This is a genomic window from Acinetobacter sp. 8I-beige, assembly GCF_902505955.1.
In the GTDB taxonomy this organism is placed as follows: Bacteria; Pseudomonadota; Gammaproteobacteria; order Pseudomonadales; family Moraxellaceae; genus Acinetobacter; species Acinetobacter johnsonii.
Genome location: NZ_LR732792.1, coordinates 949,393 through 965,937, shown reverse-complemented (window position 1 = coordinate 965,937; position 16,545 = coordinate 949,393). Strand labels below are relative to the sequence as shown.

General features: G+C 38.3%; 15 protein-coding genes. 13 read left to right on the top strand and 2 right to left on the bottom strand.

The window, feature by feature from the left end; all coding sequences use genetic code 11:
• Positions 1-51 precede the first annotated feature (51 nt).
• The 3 genes from glnE (at position 52) to GVX98_RS14945 (ending at position 4,752) form a co-directional block, all read left to right on the top strand.
• Entirely contained in the window at positions 52-2,796 is a 2,745-nt protein-coding gene (gene glnE / locus GVX98_RS14955; RefSeq protein ID WP_159128520.1) for a bifunctional [glutamate--ammonia ligase]-adenylyl-L-tyrosine phosphorylase/[glutamate--ammonia-ligase] adenylyltransferase, read from the top strand.
• Positions 2,797-2,829: 33 nt separating this feature from the next.
• Positions 2,830-3,756, top strand: a complete 927-nt coding sequence (locus GVX98_RS14950; protein WP_004983545.1) for a branched-chain amino acid transaminase — start codon at positions 2,830-2,832, stop codon at positions 3,754-3,756.
• Between the two features lie 132 nt (positions 3,757-3,888).
• Positions 3,889-4,752 (top strand): ATP-grasp fold amidoligase family protein, encoded by an 864-nt coding sequence (locus GVX98_RS14945; RefSeq protein WP_159128733.1) that lies wholly within the window; start codon positions 3,889-3,891, stop codon positions 4,750-4,752.
• A gap of 484 nt (positions 4,753-5,236) precedes the next feature.
• On the opposite strand, the gene GVX98_RS14940 is transcribed toward GVX98_RS14945, so the two are convergent.
• Both GVX98_RS14940 and GVX98_RS14935 read right to left on the bottom strand, forming a co-directional pair.
• A complete protein-coding gene (locus GVX98_RS14940; RefSeq protein WP_004983551.1) occupies positions 5,237-6,259 on the bottom strand; it encodes an NAD-dependent epimerase in 1,023 nt (340 codons plus the stop codon).
• Positions 6,256-7,425, bottom strand: coding sequence for a nucleotide sugar dehydrogenase (locus GVX98_RS14935; RefSeq protein WP_159128519.1), 1,170 nt, complete (start codon positions 7,423-7,425; stop codon positions 6,256-6,258). The genes GVX98_RS14940 and GVX98_RS14935 overlap by 4 nt, the downstream gene beginning before the upstream one ends.
• A gap of 182 nt (positions 7,426-7,607) precedes the next feature.
• Between GVX98_RS14935 and GVX98_RS14930 the strand changes: the two genes are divergently transcribed.
• The 10 genes from GVX98_RS14930 (at position 7,608) to GVX98_RS14885 (ending at position 16,536) form a co-directional block, all read left to right on the top strand.
• The gene (locus GVX98_RS14930; RefSeq protein WP_148825491.1) at positions 7,608-8,381 is read left to right on the top strand and encodes a glycosyltransferase; all 774 of its coding nucleotides are present in this window, start codon (positions 7,608-7,610) and stop codon (positions 8,379-8,381) included.
• Positions 8,382-8,418: 37 nt separating this feature from the next.
• Entirely contained in the window at positions 8,419-9,390 is a 972-nt protein-coding gene (locus GVX98_RS14925; protein WP_159128518.1) for a stealth family protein, read from the top strand.
• Positions 9,391-9,399: 9 nt separating this feature from the next.
• The gene (locus tag GVX98_RS14920; RefSeq protein WP_159128732.1) at positions 9,400-10,164 is read left to right on the top strand and encodes a glycosyltransferase family 25 protein; all 765 of its coding nucleotides are present in this window, start codon (positions 9,400-9,402) and stop codon (positions 10,162-10,164) included.
• Positions 10,165-10,175: 11 nt separating this feature from the next.
• Positions 10,176-10,946 (top strand): glycosyltransferase family 25 protein, encoded by a 771-nt coding sequence (locus GVX98_RS14915; RefSeq protein ID WP_159128517.1) that lies wholly within the window; start codon positions 10,176-10,178, stop codon positions 10,944-10,946.
• Between the two features lie 89 nt (positions 10,947-11,035).
• Positions 11,036-12,097 carry a dTDP-glucose 4,6-dehydratase gene (gene rfbB, locus GVX98_RS14910; protein ID WP_159128516.1) on the top strand — a complete coding sequence of 354 codons (1,062 nt, stop codon included), beginning with the start codon at positions 11,036-11,038 and terminating at the stop codon, positions 12,095-12,097.
• Positions 12,094-12,969 (top strand): glucose-1-phosphate thymidylyltransferase RfbA, encoded by an 876-nt coding sequence (gene rfbA, locus GVX98_RS14905; RefSeq protein WP_159128515.1) that lies wholly within the window; start codon positions 12,094-12,096, stop codon positions 12,967-12,969. The genes rfbB and rfbA overlap by 4 nt, the downstream gene beginning before the upstream one ends.
• 2 nt (positions 12,970-12,971) lie before the next feature.
• Positions 12,972-13,994 (top strand): TDP-N-acetylfucosamine:lipid II N-acetylfucosaminyltransferase, encoded by a 1,023-nt coding sequence (locus GVX98_RS14900; protein ID WP_159128514.1) that lies wholly within the window; start codon positions 12,972-12,974, stop codon positions 13,992-13,994.
• A 3-nt stretch (positions 13,995-13,997) separates the two neighbouring features.
• Positions 13,998-14,561, top strand: coding sequence for an acyltransferase (locus GVX98_RS14895; protein WP_159128513.1), 564 nt, complete (start codon positions 13,998-14,000; stop codon positions 14,559-14,561).
• Positions 14,558-15,709, top strand: a complete 1,152-nt coding sequence (gene rffA, locus GVX98_RS14890; RefSeq protein WP_159128512.1) for a dTDP-4-amino-4,6-dideoxygalactose transaminase — start codon at positions 14,558-14,560, stop codon at positions 15,707-15,709. Before GVX98_RS14895 ends, rffA begins: the two co-directional genes overlap by 4 nt.
• Entirely contained in the window at positions 15,706-16,536 is an 831-nt protein-coding gene (locus GVX98_RS14885; protein ID WP_159128511.1) for a glycosyltransferase, read from the top strand. Before rffA ends, GVX98_RS14885 begins: the two co-directional genes overlap by 4 nt.
• The last annotated feature ends 9 nt before the right edge of the window (positions 16,537-16,545 follow it).

Genomic DNA, 16,545 nt, shown 5'->3' with positions numbered 1-16,545 from the left:
ATCTCATGATCTGCTGTTATAAATAACCAAAACAATCCGAAAGAGTCGATCATGAATGCTGAGCAATTGCAAAAGACATTGCGCGCAAGTCAATATGCGGAACAAGTCCTATCTATACATCAGGTTTATCTTGAACAAGATTATGCAATTGATCAATTTTCTCAGCCATTGACCACCGAACAAATTTTCGATGTCGTTCAAAACACCTTAAAAGAGATCAGTGATGAAAGCACATGGATGCGCACCATCCGAATTTTACGTGCGCGTTTAATGTTTCGCTGGATTTGGCAGGATGCCAATCAACTGATCGATGTGATGACGCTAACGCGGGAGTTATCTGATTTTGCTGATGCAGCCATTTGTGTGGCAAAAGCGTTTGCCTTAGCGCCATTGGTGGCTAAACATGGTCAGCCTGTGGGCTATAACCATAAAATTCAAGATTTAATTGTGGTTGCGATGGGGAAGCTCGGTGCACAAGAGCTGAATCTCTCCAGTGATATCGACTTGATTTTTGCTTTTGATGAGCAAGGTGAAACTGATGGTCGTAAATGCATCGACGTACAACAGTTTTGCATTTTGTGGGGGCAGAAGCTCATTTACTTGTTGGACCATATCACGGCTGATGGTTTTGTCTTCCGTGTGGATATGCGCTTGCGCCCTTGGGGCGATGGTTCTGCATTGGCCATTAGTCATGCGGCACTGGAGAAGTATTTAAGCCAACATGGGCGCGAGTGGGAGCGCTATGCGTGGATTAAAGCTCGGATTGTGGCAGGGGGCAAAGAGGGAGATGAGTTGTTGGACATGACTCGTCCTTTCGTGTTCCGTAAGTATGTCGATTACACCGCTTTTGAAGCTATGCGCGAAATGAAAGCCATGATTGAGCGCGAGGTATTACGCCGCAATATCGAAGATGATATTAAGTTAGGTGCGGGCGGTATTCGTGAAGTCGAATTTATTGTGCAAGTTTTTCAGCTAATTTATGGCGGGGCAAAATTAGAATTACAAGACCGTCAATGTTTAGTGAGCTTACATCATTTGGGTGAAGTGGGTTTGCTGGATGGTCAGGCGGTCAGTGAGCTGGAAGATGCTTATTTATTTCTGCGCCGTGTAGAGCATGCAATTCAAGCCTTAAATGATCAACAGACCCAGTCTTTGCCCACAGAACCAGAACTCAGACAAAGGATGATTGATACCTTGGGTTTTGTAAGTTGGGATGCATTTATTGAGCACTTAAACCAAAAGCGCGTCAAAGTTATTTACCAGTTTGAGCATTTAATTAAAGAAAAAGAGCATGACCCTTTCGTAGAAAGTTTTAGTCAGTTAGAAGCGCGGTTAAATGAGGTGTTGGATGCGAATGCAAAAAACCTCATTCATGAATTTTGGAATGGTCATGCGCTAAAAAAGCTGCCTGCAAAAGCGGTGCAGCGTTTAAAAATGTTTTGGCCGCATTTGATTGAAGCGATTTTACAGTCAGATAAGCCGCAAGCCGCGCTGCTTCGCCTCATGCCCTTGGTTGAGTCGGTGATGCGACGCACCGTATATTTGGTCATGTTGATTGAGAGTAAAGGGGCTTTACAGCGCTTAGTGAAAATGGCAACCGTAAGTCCATGGATTTGTGAAGAGTTGACCCATTATCCAGTGCTCTTGGATGAATTTTTGTCAATGGACTTTGAGCTGCCGCGCCGTCAAGATTTGGAAGATTCTCTGCGTCAACAGTTGCTTCGTATTGAGCTTGATGACGTTGAAGATTTGATGCGTGTGCTGCGCCTATTTAAAAAATCCAATGTTTTGGCAGTTGCAGCCAGTGATGTTTTGGCTGAAAGTCCGTTGATGAAAGTATCCGATGCTTTGACCGATATTGCAGAAGTTTCGGTCAGTACAACTTTAAATTTGGCTTACCAAATGACGGCAAAGAAACATGGTTATCCGCTCGATGTTGAAGGACAGCGCTGTTCGATCGATCATTTGGCATTTGCTGTGGTGGGGTATGGAAAAGTTGGCGGGATTGAGCTGGGTTATGGCTCGGACTTAGATCTGGTCTTTATTCATTATATGGATGAGCAAGCCGATACCGATGGGCTGAAGTCGATTAGTGGATTCGAGTTTGCAATGCGTGTTGCGCAGAAATTTATGTCGTTGATGACCACGCAGACCCTCGATGGTCGGGTCTATGAAATCGATACACGCTTACGTCCATCGGGTGAAGCAGGGGTATTGGTTACCAGTTTAAAAGCCTTTGAACAGTATCAGTTGAAAAATGCATGGGTCTGGGAGCATCAAGCATTGGTACGTGCTCGTTCGATTGCGGGTGAGCCAAGTTTGCGTGATAAGTTTGAAGCATTGCGCTGTCGGATTTTGACGCAGCCACGTGATGAAGAAAATGTACGCGCAGAAGTGCTGAAGATGCGTCAAAAAATGAAAGACCATTTGGGTTCTTCTAAAGAACAACAAAAAGATGGAATTTTTCATTTAAAACAAGACGCAGGTGGTATCGTCGATATCGAATTTATGGCACAGTATGCTGTGTTGGCATGGAGCGGATCTCATCCAGATCTTACCCATTATTCCGACAATGTACGAATCCTTGAAGACGCCGCAAAAGCCAGTTGCTTATCCAGTGACGATGCGACTGCATTGATTCAAGCTTATCTCAGTGAACGAGCCGAGAGCCACCGTTTAGCCCTTGCGAATCAATCCATGCAAGTAAATGCTGCGGACTGGCGCGATACCCGAGTGATCGTTTGCAAATTATGGCAAAGATTAATTGATCCAAGCTCAATCGTGAGCATTGGGTAACATGACTGTGTATATAAATTTGGAGTGTGTGTCATGAATTTGGCTGATCGTGATGGTTTTATTTGGCAAGATGGACAATTGGTTGACTGGCGTGAGGCAAAAACTCACGTATTAACACATACCTTGCACTACAGCATGGGTGTGTTTGAAGGTGTCCGTGCCTATGAAACACCGAATGGCACGGCTATTTTCCGTCTAAAAGAACACACTAAGCGTTTATTGAACTCTGCAAAAATTTATCAAATGAAAGTCCCGTTTGATCAAGCAACACTAGAGCAAGCTCAAATTGATGTGGTTCGTGAAAATAAATTAGCGTCTTGCTACTTGCGTCCAATTATTTTTATTGGTTCGGAAAAATTAGGTATTGCTGCAACAGACAATACGATTCATGCAGTAGTAGCGGCATGGAGCTGGGGTGCGTACCTTGGTGATGAAGCAATGGCGAAAGGTATTCGAGTGAAAACTTCATCGTTTACCCATCACCATCCAAACGTGACGATGTGTAAAGCGAAAGCATCAGGTAACTACACCTTGTCGATTTTGGCTCACCAAGAAGTAGCGCATTCAGGTTATGACGAAGCAATGTTGCTCGACCCTCAAGGTTATGTATGCCAAGGTTCTGGCGAAAACGTATTCTTGGTGAAAGATGGTGTTTTACATACGCCAGATATCGCGGGTGGTGCACTGGATGGTATTACGCGTCAAACCATTATTACCATCGCAAAAGACTTGGGCTATGACGTGGTTGAGCGTCGTATTACACGTGATGAATTCTATATTGCAGATGAAGCATTCTTTACAGGTACTGCTGCTGAAGTGACGCCTATTCGTGAATATGATGACCGTGAAATCGGTTCAGGTACGCGTGGTCCTATTACTGAACAAATTCAAACCACATTCTTTAATGCGGTTAAGGGTAAAGACCCGAAATACGCACACTGGTTAACTTATGTAAAATAAGTAATTAGGTGAAAAAGGGCTCTTCGGAGCCCTTTTTTATTTTCATTATTTAAAAAGGTATATGAATTATATTTTATAGCATTTAGTTGTTTATAAAGGATCGAAGATTTTTGAACTTTTAGTAAAAATAATATTCTTAAAGAAGCAAAAGTATTTAGAACATTATTTGTTTCTGATGAGAGATATCTAAAAAAAAGGTTTATTAATAAATTAGGGTATACCCCAAATTTTAATCAACCTGAAAGTTTTAATGAGAAAGTTACTGCACGAATGATTTTTGAAAGAAGTGCACTACATACCAAATTAGCTGATAAATCGGCAGTAAGAGAATTGATTATAGATCGGATTGGAGAAAAACATCTGGTCCCACTTATAGGCACATATTGTGACTTTAAGAATATTGATTTTGATCAACTTCCGAACCAATTCGTTTTAAAGTGTACCCACGACAGTGGAAGCGCTATTATTTGTCGCGATAAAGGTACATTTGATGTTAATAGAGCGGAAAGCAAACTAAATAACAGTTTAAAAATGAATATGTACTACCGCAAGCGAGAGTGGCACTATAAAAATATTTCGCCGCTCATCTTGGCAGAGCATTATGTTGACTTATATCGTGATGCTAACACGAATGCCACCATTACAACATGTCGTGTTCACTGTTTTGAAGGGCAGCCTAAGTATGTTGAAGTCGATGTCCAAGGGAGTGATGGTACAGAGTATTCAAATATTTATGATACCTCTTGGGTGCTACAGCCTTTCACCGTAGATTGCAAAGAAAATACGCCAGAAGCGGTGATAGAACCGTGCAAGATGCATAAAATGGTTGAGCTATCTGAGCAGTTATGTTTGGAATATGGTTATAGCCGAATTGACTTCCTATTGTCACAAGATGAAGTGCTGTTTAGTGAAATTACATTGACCCCAAATGCAGGACGTATGGTTATTTCTCCTGTTGAGTGGGATGTAAAACTTGGAGAATTATGGCGTTCTTAATCATATATTGATAAATATATGCAAAAAGAAAAATAAATAAATTATTTTTATAAAGGTAGAGTCATCATAGGATTATTTATGATGGCTCTGGTGGTGTTTAATTTGGTATTTCTCTTAAATAATTTAAGCCAATGTTTTGTATAGGCTTAATATTTTTTGATACTGTAATTTTTAATAAAAGCCATTCCATAAACCTCATCGAGTATAAATAAAAGTTATCCTATTGCTAAGATGTTGCTATTTAAAAATAACCTTCGTTTATTTAGTTGAGGATCTTCAACAGAAGGAAGGATAGATTTTTTCTACCTCAAAGAATTTGTATAGGTATAGGGGACAGTTTTGTGTTGGATGGTGATTTAGTAAGAAAAATTTATAGTGTAACGATCTACAATTTAATTTAAATACACCTGTATTTAAAAACCCTAATTACACAGTAATTAGGGTTTTTATTTTAGATTGGTTTAATTAGCGAGAGGCTTTTTATTTAAACCTGATAAAAGTCACGATACCAATCTACAAATTGTTTCACACCAGCTTCAACTGAAACAGAGGGTTTATACCCCACACTTTTTTCTAAAGCGCTGCTATCTGCATAGGTATCAGGTACATCACCTGCTTGAAGCGGGAGTAATTCTAAAATGGCTTCTTGGCCAACGGCTTTTTCAATTGCTTGAATATATTCGATGAGTTTCACAGGATTGTTATTGCCGATGTTGAATATACGGAAAGGCGCATTGCTGGTCGCTGGATCTGGGTGATTGCTGTCCCAATTTGGGTTGACCTCAGCAATTTGATCACTTGAGCGAATCACGCCTTCAGCAATGTCTTCAATAAATGTGAAATCGCGGGTGTGATTACCATGGTTAAATACGGGAATTGATTGACCCGCAATGATGTTTTTGGTGAACTTAAACAGCGCCATATCGGGGCGTCCCCAAGGTCCATAGACCGTAAAGAAACGTAAGCCTGTGGTTGGCAATTGAAATAGGTGACTATAGCTATGCGCCATTAATTCATTTGCACGTTTTGTTGCTGCATAAAACTGAATTGGATGGTTTACACCATGTTGCTCACTAAAAGGCATGGTGGTATTTGCACCGTATACGCTGCTGGTGCTGGCATAGGTCAGATGTGGTGTTTTCGCATAGCGGCAAGCTTCAATAATATTGGTAAAGCCAATAATATTGCTTTCTACATAACTCATTGGATTTTCAAGTGAGTAGCGCACGCCTGCTTGTGCAGCCAAGTGAATCACACGGTCAAACTGGTGTTGTTGAAAGCATTGATCAACTGCTGTTTTATCGGCAAGATTGGCTTGAATGAAGTCAAATTGGCCAGCACTTTGCTGAGCAGTTTGATGTAATAAGTCGATACGAGCTTGCTTTAAAGCAGGATCATAATAATCATTCATATTGTCAAAAGCGACAACTCTATCACCACGCTCGAGTAGTTTTTTAGAGACATGAAAGCCGATAAAGCCTGCTGCACCTGTTACTAAAACGTTCATTCATCGCCTCCAAAAATATCACGGGTATAGATTTTGTCTTCAACATCGCTTAAATCCTGTGACTTACGATTGGCGATGATGACATCACTTTGTTGTTTAAATTGTTCTAAATCATTAATCACTTTGGATTTGAAAAACTCATCCTCATTTAAGGTTGGTTCATAAACAATCACATCAATGCCTTTGGCCTTAATGCGTTTCATGACGCCTTGGATCGCGGACGCACGGAAGTTATCAGAGCCACTTTTCATCACTAAACGATAAATGCCGACGGTATTAGGATTTTTTGCAATAATAGAGTCTGCAATAAAGTCTTTACGGGTACTGTTGGAATCTACAATGGCCTGAATCAGGTTGCTCGGCACTTGATTGTAGTTGGCAAGAAGTTGTTTGGTGTCTTTCGGTAGACAATAGCCACCATAGCCAAACGATGGGTTGTTATAATGATTGCCAATGCGTTGATCTAAACATACGCCTTCAATAATTTGACGAGTGTCTAGACCGAAAGACTGGGCATAAGTATCGAGTTCATTAAAGTAAGCGACACGCATCGCGAGATAGGTGTTGGCAAATAACTTAATCGCTTCGGCTTCAGTTGAGTCAGTGAACAATACAGGGCTGTCTTTTTTGATTGCACCTTCGATCAGCATATCTGCAAACAATTGAGCACGTTCTGACTTTTCACCAACAATAATCCGAGAGGGATAAAGGTTGTCATGCAGCGCCTTGCCTTCACGTAAAAACTCTGGGGAGAAGATCACATTGTCAGTGTGATATTGGTTTTTGACTTTTTGAGTAAAGCCCACTGGCACTGTTGATTTGATAATCATCGTTGCCTGAGGGTTGATCTCGACCACATCTCGAATAACACTTTCCACACTCTGCGTGTTGAAATAATTAGTTTGCACATCATAGTCGGTGGGTGTTGCAATGATGACAAAATCAGCGCCTCGATAGGCTTCATATTTGTCAGTTGTGGCACGAAAATTGAGCGGTTTTTCGCTTAAAAATGTTGATATATCTGTGTCTTGAATCGGGGAGATTTTTTGATTCAACATGTCAACTTTCGTGTCGATGATGTCTAGTGCAATCACTTCATGGTGTTGTGAGAAGATCATGGCATTAGAAAGGCCGACGTAACCTGTGCCTGCAACTGCTATTTTCATATCAACCTGATTATATATTCTTCATATGAGAGCTAAGTGAACCCTGTAAAGGATTTATCTAAGCGACTCCGTATCATAGCACAAACTATTTTTGAGTATTATGAGGGCTTTGAAAAAGCCATACACTAACTTATTGCAAGAAATGTTATGATACAACGCAGAATGCTGGTGGATGATAGAACATGCTGGAAAACGTAAACGACTCGTTGTCAAAACAGGCTGAAACACAGACAGATCAAAATATTGTGTTATGCATGAAATGGGGCACCAAATATGGGGCCGAGTACGTCAATCGTTTATATAACATGGTGAAGCGTCACACCACGGTTGATTTTAAAATGGTTTGTCTAACAGACCGCACCGAAGGGATCGATCCTGCAGTTGATTGTTTTCCCATTCCACCTTTAGCGCTTCCAGAGGGAAGTCCTGAACGAGGTTGGAATAAATTGTCTACATTCGAGCCAGACTTGTACGGTTTACAAGGTAATGCGCTCTTTTTAGATTTGGATGTGGTGATTGTTGACAATATTGACAGTTTCTTTACCCATCCTGGGGACTTCCTAATTATTCATGACTGGAAACGTCCTTGGCGGATTACAGGCAACAGCTCGGTTTACCGTTTTAAACTGGGTGCTTTCCCTGGACTGATGCCTTATTTTCGGGAGCATTTTGATGAAATTCGTCAAAAATTCCGCAATGAGCAAGCTTATTTGTCTTGGTATGTCGATCAAGAGAAAAAACTTTCTTACTGGCCTGATAGTTGGTGTAAGAGTTACAAATATCACTGTTTGCAAAAAATTCCGTTGGCATACTTTAAACCGCCTGTAAAACCTGAAGGGGTTAAGGTCATTATTTTCCATGGTGAAATCAATCCACCTGATGCTATTAATGGTGGTGGTGGAAAATGGTATCGTTATGTATTGCCTTCACAGTGGATTAAGGATGCTTGGCAATAAATGCCTATTAGACTCAGATTTTGAAGTGATCAAGTGAATGCAAAATATTGATATCGTGATTGCCTGGGTAGATGGCAATGATCTTGAATTAAAAAAGAAACGTCATAAATATCTGACTGGTGAAGATGCATCTGACGCAGTCAGTGCGACGCGCTTTGCCAGTAATAACGAAATTTATTATAACATCGCTTCCATTTTGAAATATGTACCGTTCTGTCGACATATCTATGTGGTGGCAGATAGTCAGCGTCCTGAGTTTATCGATGAATTTGCAGCGCAAGGTTTGTGTGCTGCCGATAAAATTCGTGTGGTTGATCACCGAGAAATTTTTAGAGGTTTTGAAGAGCATTTACCGACCTTCAATACCCGTTCCATTGAAAGTATGCTTTGGAATATTGAAGGCTTATCAGATTATTTTATTTATCTAAATGATGATTTCTTTTTTAATGCGTCTGCACAAGTCGAAGACTTTTTAAAAGCGGAAAACTTGGTAATCTATGGCCATTGGCAGAATAGTTTTGCACTCAAGGTAAAGCTCAAATATCGTCAGCTGATGAGTCGCCAATTTGGAAAGCCAATTCAGCCGAAACATATGATTGCGCAGATGCTTGGTGCGGATGTTTTGGGATTCAATAAATTTTTTGAAATCCATCATTATCCACATATTGTAGATCGTCATGCATTAAAAGAGTATTTGCTTGAGCATCCACAGCTTTTAGAAACACAGATCAAGTTTAAATTTCGTAGTGTAGAGCAGTTGAATCCGATTTCATTAATGAACCACATTAAGATTCAAAAACAGCAGGCTGAGTTAAAGCCTGATCTCGAATTGGCCTATCTTAAAAATCAGGACAGTTTGAATAGTTTTATACAAGCCCTACATAATCCTGAGATTAAGTATGGCTGCATACAGAGTTTGGATCAGCTTGATAGTGATGCTGCAAAGAAAATCAGTATGGCTATGCAGGAAAAATTAGCAGGCTATTTGCCCCATTCAGTTTTAGTTTAAAGGTTCATGATGAAAGTTGTTACTTATTTGATTAATTTGGACGGCAGTCAGGAACGACTTGAAAGAGCAACTCAGCAGCTGAATCAAGTCAACTGGCCTTTTGATCGCTTTTCTGCAGTCGATGGTCGTGGTAAAGATTTAACTGAATTTGCAAACTACGATGATCAAGGGGCGAACGACGTACTTGGCCGTAAACTGATGAATTCGGAATTGGGCTGCTATTTAAGTCATTATGGCTGCGCGGAAAAATTTTTAAGTACAGATGCTGATTATTTGGTGGTGCTTGAAGACGATATGAAAATCAACCAAGACTTTAAAAACAAGCTTGATGGCGTGATTGAGTATCTAGATCAGCATAAAGAGCTGGATTGGTACTTGATTAACATTGCAACCAAAAAGAAAAAGCTAGCTAAAGATATTACGAATGTTGATGGTATGAGTTTGTGGCATGCTTTTTATTTTCCTATTCGTGGTTTAGGTTTGGTGTGGTCACGTCAAGGTGCAGAAGCATTTATGCAAGCTGGGAGAAAAATGACCATGCCTGTCGATATTTTCTTTCAAACATGGCTCAGTAAAAATGGGAAGGGTTTAGGCGTGTGGCCTGCTTTAGTGAAACCTGCTGGCTTGGATAGTGATATCTTGGGCACCGTGGCAGCACAAGGTATTTCTCGTAAAGAAAAAGAAGGGCGGAGTCTTTCTCACGGCATCAAAAAACAAAAGCGGATGTGGCGTGATAAGTTTTATGCTGTAAAGCATTTGGTTGCATCGAAATAAGTAGTATCGATATGAAAAATATAGTCATTAGCTTAAAAACAGCGGCTGCGCGTCGTGAGCATATCGTGCGAGAATTCGGCAAACAGAATGTTGGGTTTGAGTTTTTTGATGCGCTGACGCCTGATTTAGCACGTCCTTTAGCAGAAAAAATGCAGCTCAATATTCGGGATGAGTTTTTAAGTCCTGGTGAGTTGGCTTGTTTTATGAGTCATGTCTCGATTTGGCAAAAAATGGTAGATGAGCACATTCCTCATTTGGCTATTTTTGAAGATGATGTGTATTTAGGTAATGCTGCTGCTGAATTATTAAATAACGCAGGCTGGATCAACCCAAATTGGGACATTATTAAGACGGAAGCATTTGCAGATCAAGTTTTTCTCGGTAATGCCCAGTCGGAAATAGCAAATGGCACGCGTCATATTGTTCAACTCACGGGAAAAAACTTAGGCACCGCAGGTTATATCCTGAGTCTTGAAGGTGCTCAAAAATATTTGGAATATGTGAAAAAAATTCAATTGATCCCACTGGACCAAGTGATGTTTGATGAATTTATACGTCATACATTTCATCCCGTATATCAGATGACGCCTGCTTTATGTATACAGGAAATGATGTTATTTCCTGAAAAGAAAACGACACTTTCAAGCGACTTGCTTGCAGAGCGTAAAGCTCGGATGAAAAAGCAAAAGAAGAAGGGGTGGGCTAAAGTCAAACTTGAGATTTTACGCATATTGAAACAAGTAAAATATGCGTTAGTAGGTAAGCGTGTTGAGTTTAAATAAGAGCTGATCTAGCAGTTAAAGTGAATACTTTGATATCTTACTTAACAAATCAAAATGTAAATGTGATGAAATGATAGGAATAGCTTGATATGCGCATTCTAGTAACTGGTGGCGCTGGATTTATTGGTTCAGCAGTAATACGTCATATTATTGAAAACACCCATCATCATGTTTTAAACGTAGATAAGTTGACTTATGCAGGTAATCTGGAGTCACTTCAATCCATTGAACAAAGTGAACGCTATCAATTTTTCCAAACCGATATTTGTGATCAGGTTGAATTAGAAAAAATCTTTGAAAACTTTCAACCGAATGTAGTGATGCATTTGGCTGCCGAATCGCATGTCGACCGCTCAATTGATGGTCCTGCTGCATTTATTCAGACCAATATTGTGGGCACTTATAGCTTGTTGGAAGCCGCACGAAAATATTGGTTAAGTCTCACCTTAGACGCAAAAGAAGCTTTTCGCTTCCATCATATTTCGACCGATGAAGTGTATGGTGATTTAGAGGGAACTACGGATTTATTTACCGAAACAACGTCCTATGCACCAAGTTCACCGTATTCTGCAAGTAAAGCCAGTTCAGATCATTTGGTTCGTGCATGGCAGCGTACGTATGGTCTACCCACGATTGTGACGAATTGTTCAAACAATTATGGCCCATATCACTTCCCTGAGAAATTGATTCCTTTGGTTATTCTCAATGCTCTAGATATGAAACCTTTACCCATTTACGGCAAGGGTGATCAAATCCGTGATTGGTTATTCGTTGAAGATCATGCACGTGCTTTATATCAGGTTGTCACAGAAGGTGTAGTTGGTGAAACCTATAATATTGGTGGACATAACGAAAAGCAAAATATTGAAGTCGTAAAAACGATTTGTAAGATCTTGGATGAATTAAAGCCTCAAGCCAATGGTCAAAAGTATGAGTCTCTTATTAAATTTGTCGAAGATCGTCCTGGGCATGATTTGCGTTATGCCATAGATGCGGGAAAAATTGAAAAAGATTTATGCTGGAAACCCCTAGAAACCTTTGAAACTGGAATTCGAAAGACGGTTGAATGGTATCTGAATAATTTAGATTGGTCCCGTCGAGTTCAAGATGGTAGTTACCAACGAGAAAGATTAGGTGTAAATGCTCAATGAACACAAAAGGCATTATATTAGCAGGTGGCTCTGGTACACGACTGTATCCGATTACCCAAGGTGTATCGAAACAGCTACTGCCTATTTACGATAAACCAATGATTTATTATCCATTGTCAGTACTGATGTTGGCAGGAATTCAGGATGTTCTGATCATTACAACTCCTGAAGACTTAGATAGTTTTAAACGCTTACTAGGCAATGGGGCTCAATTCGGTATTCGATTAGAGTATGCCATTCAGCCAAGTCCAGATGGTTTAGCACAAGCATTTATTATTGGTGAAGAGTTTATTGGTGATAGTAATGTGTGTTTAGTACTAGGCGATAATATTTTCTATGGTCAAGGTTTTACACCAATGCTAAAACAGGCTGTTGCGCGTGAAAAAGGTGCAACAGTTTTTGGCTATCAAGTAAAAGACCCAGAACGCTTTGGTGTCGTTGAGTTTGATGAGCAGAAACGCGCAATTTCACTAGAAGAAAAACCTCAACATCCAAAGTCTCATTTTGCAGTAACGGGGCTGTATTTCTATGACAATGATGTGATTCAAATTGCCAAACAAGTTAAACCATCAGAGCGTGGCGAATTAGAAATTACCACCGTGAACCAAATGTATTTGGAACGTGGGGATTTAAATGTGGAACTACTTGGACGTGGTTTTGCATGGCTCGACACAGGTACACATAGTAGTTTACTTGAAGCTGCACAATTTGTAGAAACTTTAGAAAAGCGTCAAGGCTATAAAGTGGCATGTTTGGAAGAAATTGCATTTAATCAAGGTTGGTTAAGTAAAGAGCAGGTTTTAAAAATCGGTCATACTATGAGTAAAAATAGTTATGGTCAGTATTTGATTTCATTAGTTGGTTCGTTGTAGTTATGTCTAAAAAAATAATTCATGTCAGTATGGCTGATAAGTTTTTACCGCCATTTATTGATTTTATACAGGAAAAATTTTCTAAAGAAAATAATACTTTTTATCTCTATGGTGATGAGAGTGTTTATGGTTTTTTAAAAGATAGGGGGGTATTTTTTTTGGGGAAAAAAGAGAGTCAAGTAAGTTATTTTCGACTTCTGTTAGAAATGTATAATGCTGATAAAATAATTTTACATGGCTTGTTTAATTCAAAAGTAATAAAGACTCTATTTTATCACCCTTGGTTATTAAAAAAGTGCTATTGGTCAATGTGGGGGGGGGATTTATATGGGGAAGATAAGAGATCTAAAATATCTAATTTATATAAAAAAATGGTTATAAAGAATATGGGTTTTTTGATAACTTTTATTCCAAGAGATGTTGAATATGCACGAGATAAATTTGGTGCTAAAGGAAAGTATGTTGAAAATCTTGGTTATTTGAGTAACATTTTTACTCCAGTTTATTCTTTGATAGAAGAAAGGAAAGGAAGTGTTAATATTCTGTTAGGTAATTCAGCAGATCCTGCGAATGAGCATATTGAAGCGTTAGTTAAACTTGAAAAATTTAAAGAGTCAAATATTAAGATTTATGCACCTTTATCTTATGGAAATCAAACTTATGCTGACCAAGTGATCCAATATGGAAAGACTATATTTGAGCATAAATTTGTCCCCTTGACTGAGTTTATGCCATATGAAAAATATTTAAGTTTTCTTCAAAATATAGATATTGCTATTTTTAATCACAAGCGGCAACAGGCTATGGGTAATACAATTAATCTTTTAGGCATGGGGAAAATAGTGTGTTTGAGGAATGGAACTCCGCAATGGGAACTGTTTAAAGGAATGGATATTGATATTTTTGATATTGAAGAATTTAGTTTAACTAATAATCAAAAATTAGTTAAAAATGAAAACAATATAAAAAGTTACTTTTCAAAAGAAAACTTTGAAGATAAATGGAAAAATTTGTTGGAGTCATAAGAAGTGGCATATTTATCTGAAGAACAACTCAATGTAATGGGTTTTAAGAATTTAGGCATAAACGTAAAAATTAGTGATAAAGCTTCGATTTATAATTGCGAACAAATAACGATTGGTGATCATTCGCAGATTGATGATTTTTGTGTTATTTCAGGTAAAGTAACAATAGGAAAGTATTGTAGAATAACGCCAATGTGCTTATTAGCTGGAGGATCGATGGGTATTATTCTTCAGGATTATGTTTCATTAGCGTATGGAGTTAAAATTTTCAGTCAAAGTTCAGATTATTCAGGCACTACAGTCGCTAGTTCACTTATTCCAGAAAAGTATAAAAAGGAATATAAAGCAGAAGTAATTGTTGAGCAATATTCTATAATTGGGGCAAATTCAACAATCTTACCTGGTGTAAATGTTGCAGAAGGTTCTTCTATTGGTGCAATGACTTTAATATTAAAAAGTACCGCACCATGGGGAATTTATATTGGAATACCTGGGAAAAGAGTAAAAGATAGAAGTCGTGAAATGTTAAAATTAGTGGATGAATTTAACTCGGAGTCAAATAAGTGATTCCTTTTAATAATGCGCCAGTATTAGGTTCTGAAACTAAATTGATTGTAGACGCCATCCAGTCTAAAAAGCTCTCAGGTGATGGTAAATATTCGAAGTTATGTCAAAAATGGTTTGAAGACTCGTTTACTTGTAAAAAAACTTTATTAACCCCTTCTTGTACACATGCACTTGAGCTAGCAGCATTATTGCTAGATATTTGTGAGGGGGATGAAGTCATTATGCCAAGCTATACTTTTGTAAGTACGGCAAATGCATTTGTTTTACGAGGTGCAAAAATTATTTTTGTAGATATTCGTCCGGATACAATGAATATCGATGAAACAAAAATAGAAGCAGCAATTACATCAAAAACAAAAGTGATTGTTCCAGTGCATTATGCAGGTGTTGCATGTGAAATGGATGTAATTATGGATTTAGCCCATAAATATCATTTATATGTCGTTGAAGATGCTGCGCAAGGTGTCATGTCTAGCTATAAAGGAAAGGCATTGGGGACTATTGGACATTTAGCTGCTTTTAGTTTTCATGAAACAAAAAATTATACGAGTGGCGGTGAGGGCGGGTTATTACTCATAAATGATCAACGGTTTATAGAAAGAGCAGAAGTTATTAGGGAAAAAGGCACTAATCGTAGCCAGTTTTTTAGAGGTATGGTGGATAAATATACTTGGAGTGATATTGGTAGTAGTTTATTGCCAAGTGAGCTTCAGGCTGCTTATTTATTTGCTCAGTTGGCTAGTGCTGAACATATTAATCAAGAGCGCTTAAAGGCATGGAACTATTATTATGAAAAATTGGTTCCCTTAACATATAGCTCAAAAATAGAATTATCACCAATTCCTGAAAACTGTAAACATAATGCTCATATGTTTTATGTGAAAGTTAAAGATATAAAACAAAGAACTAGTGTACTCCAATATTTGAAAGACAACGGTGTTCAGGCTACATTTCATTATGTTCCCTTGCATAGCTCTCCCGCAGGTGAAAAATACTCTGAGTTTTGTGGTCTTGATGAATTCACGACTAAAGAGAGCGAGAGATTGCTAAGGTTGCCTTTATGGTATGGTATTTCTAATCAACAACAGGAAACTGTCGTGAAAATGATTTATACATTTTTTGAAACTATAATTAGTGCAGATAAATGATGGAACCACTAATTTCTGTATATATACCAACCTATAATAGGTTGGAGCTTTTAAAAAGGGCAGTTCAGTCTGTACAGAATCAAACATATAAAAATTTTGAAATCATTATTGTCGATGATAACTCATCAGATGGTACACAAGATTTTTTAGTTGGATTGGCCAAAGTAGATTCACGTATTCGCTATTTTTTTAAGGATAAAAATAGCGGTGCATGCGTCAGCCGAAATATTGCAATTAATTTAGCACAAGGTGAGTTAATTACAGGCTTAGATGATGATGATTATTTTTTACCACATCGCCTTGAGTTCTTTCTAGATTATTGGGTAAATAAAAAGAGAGAAGACTCAATCGCTTTATTTACCTCAAATATTAAAAGTGAAAAAAGTAATCAAACAAAAGAGCATAGTTTATTTTCTAAAAAATACTTTAAGAAAGATGATCTCCTTTTTGCAAACTATGTTGGTAATCAAATTTTTACAGAAACAAAAACGTTACGACAAGTTTCTGGTTTTGATGAGAGTTTCTGCATGTGGCAAGACTTAGAGCTTTGGTATCGAGTTGGTGACTTGGGTAATTTTGAGCACGTTGATAAGCCTACATATTTTTTTGATACAAGTCATTTGTATGGGAGAATTAGCGAAGCTAAATCAGAAAAAATATTTAAAACAGTTGAGCAGTTTTCCGAAAAAAATCAGTTAAATAATTTTAAAAAAAGAATGTTAAATAATCACTTATACAACTATAAAGTGATAGATAAAGATCGTTTCGCAAATTTTATTAAAGAAATTTTGAAGTTAAGTATTATTATGAGAAACTTTTTTAAATAAATGGGCTTA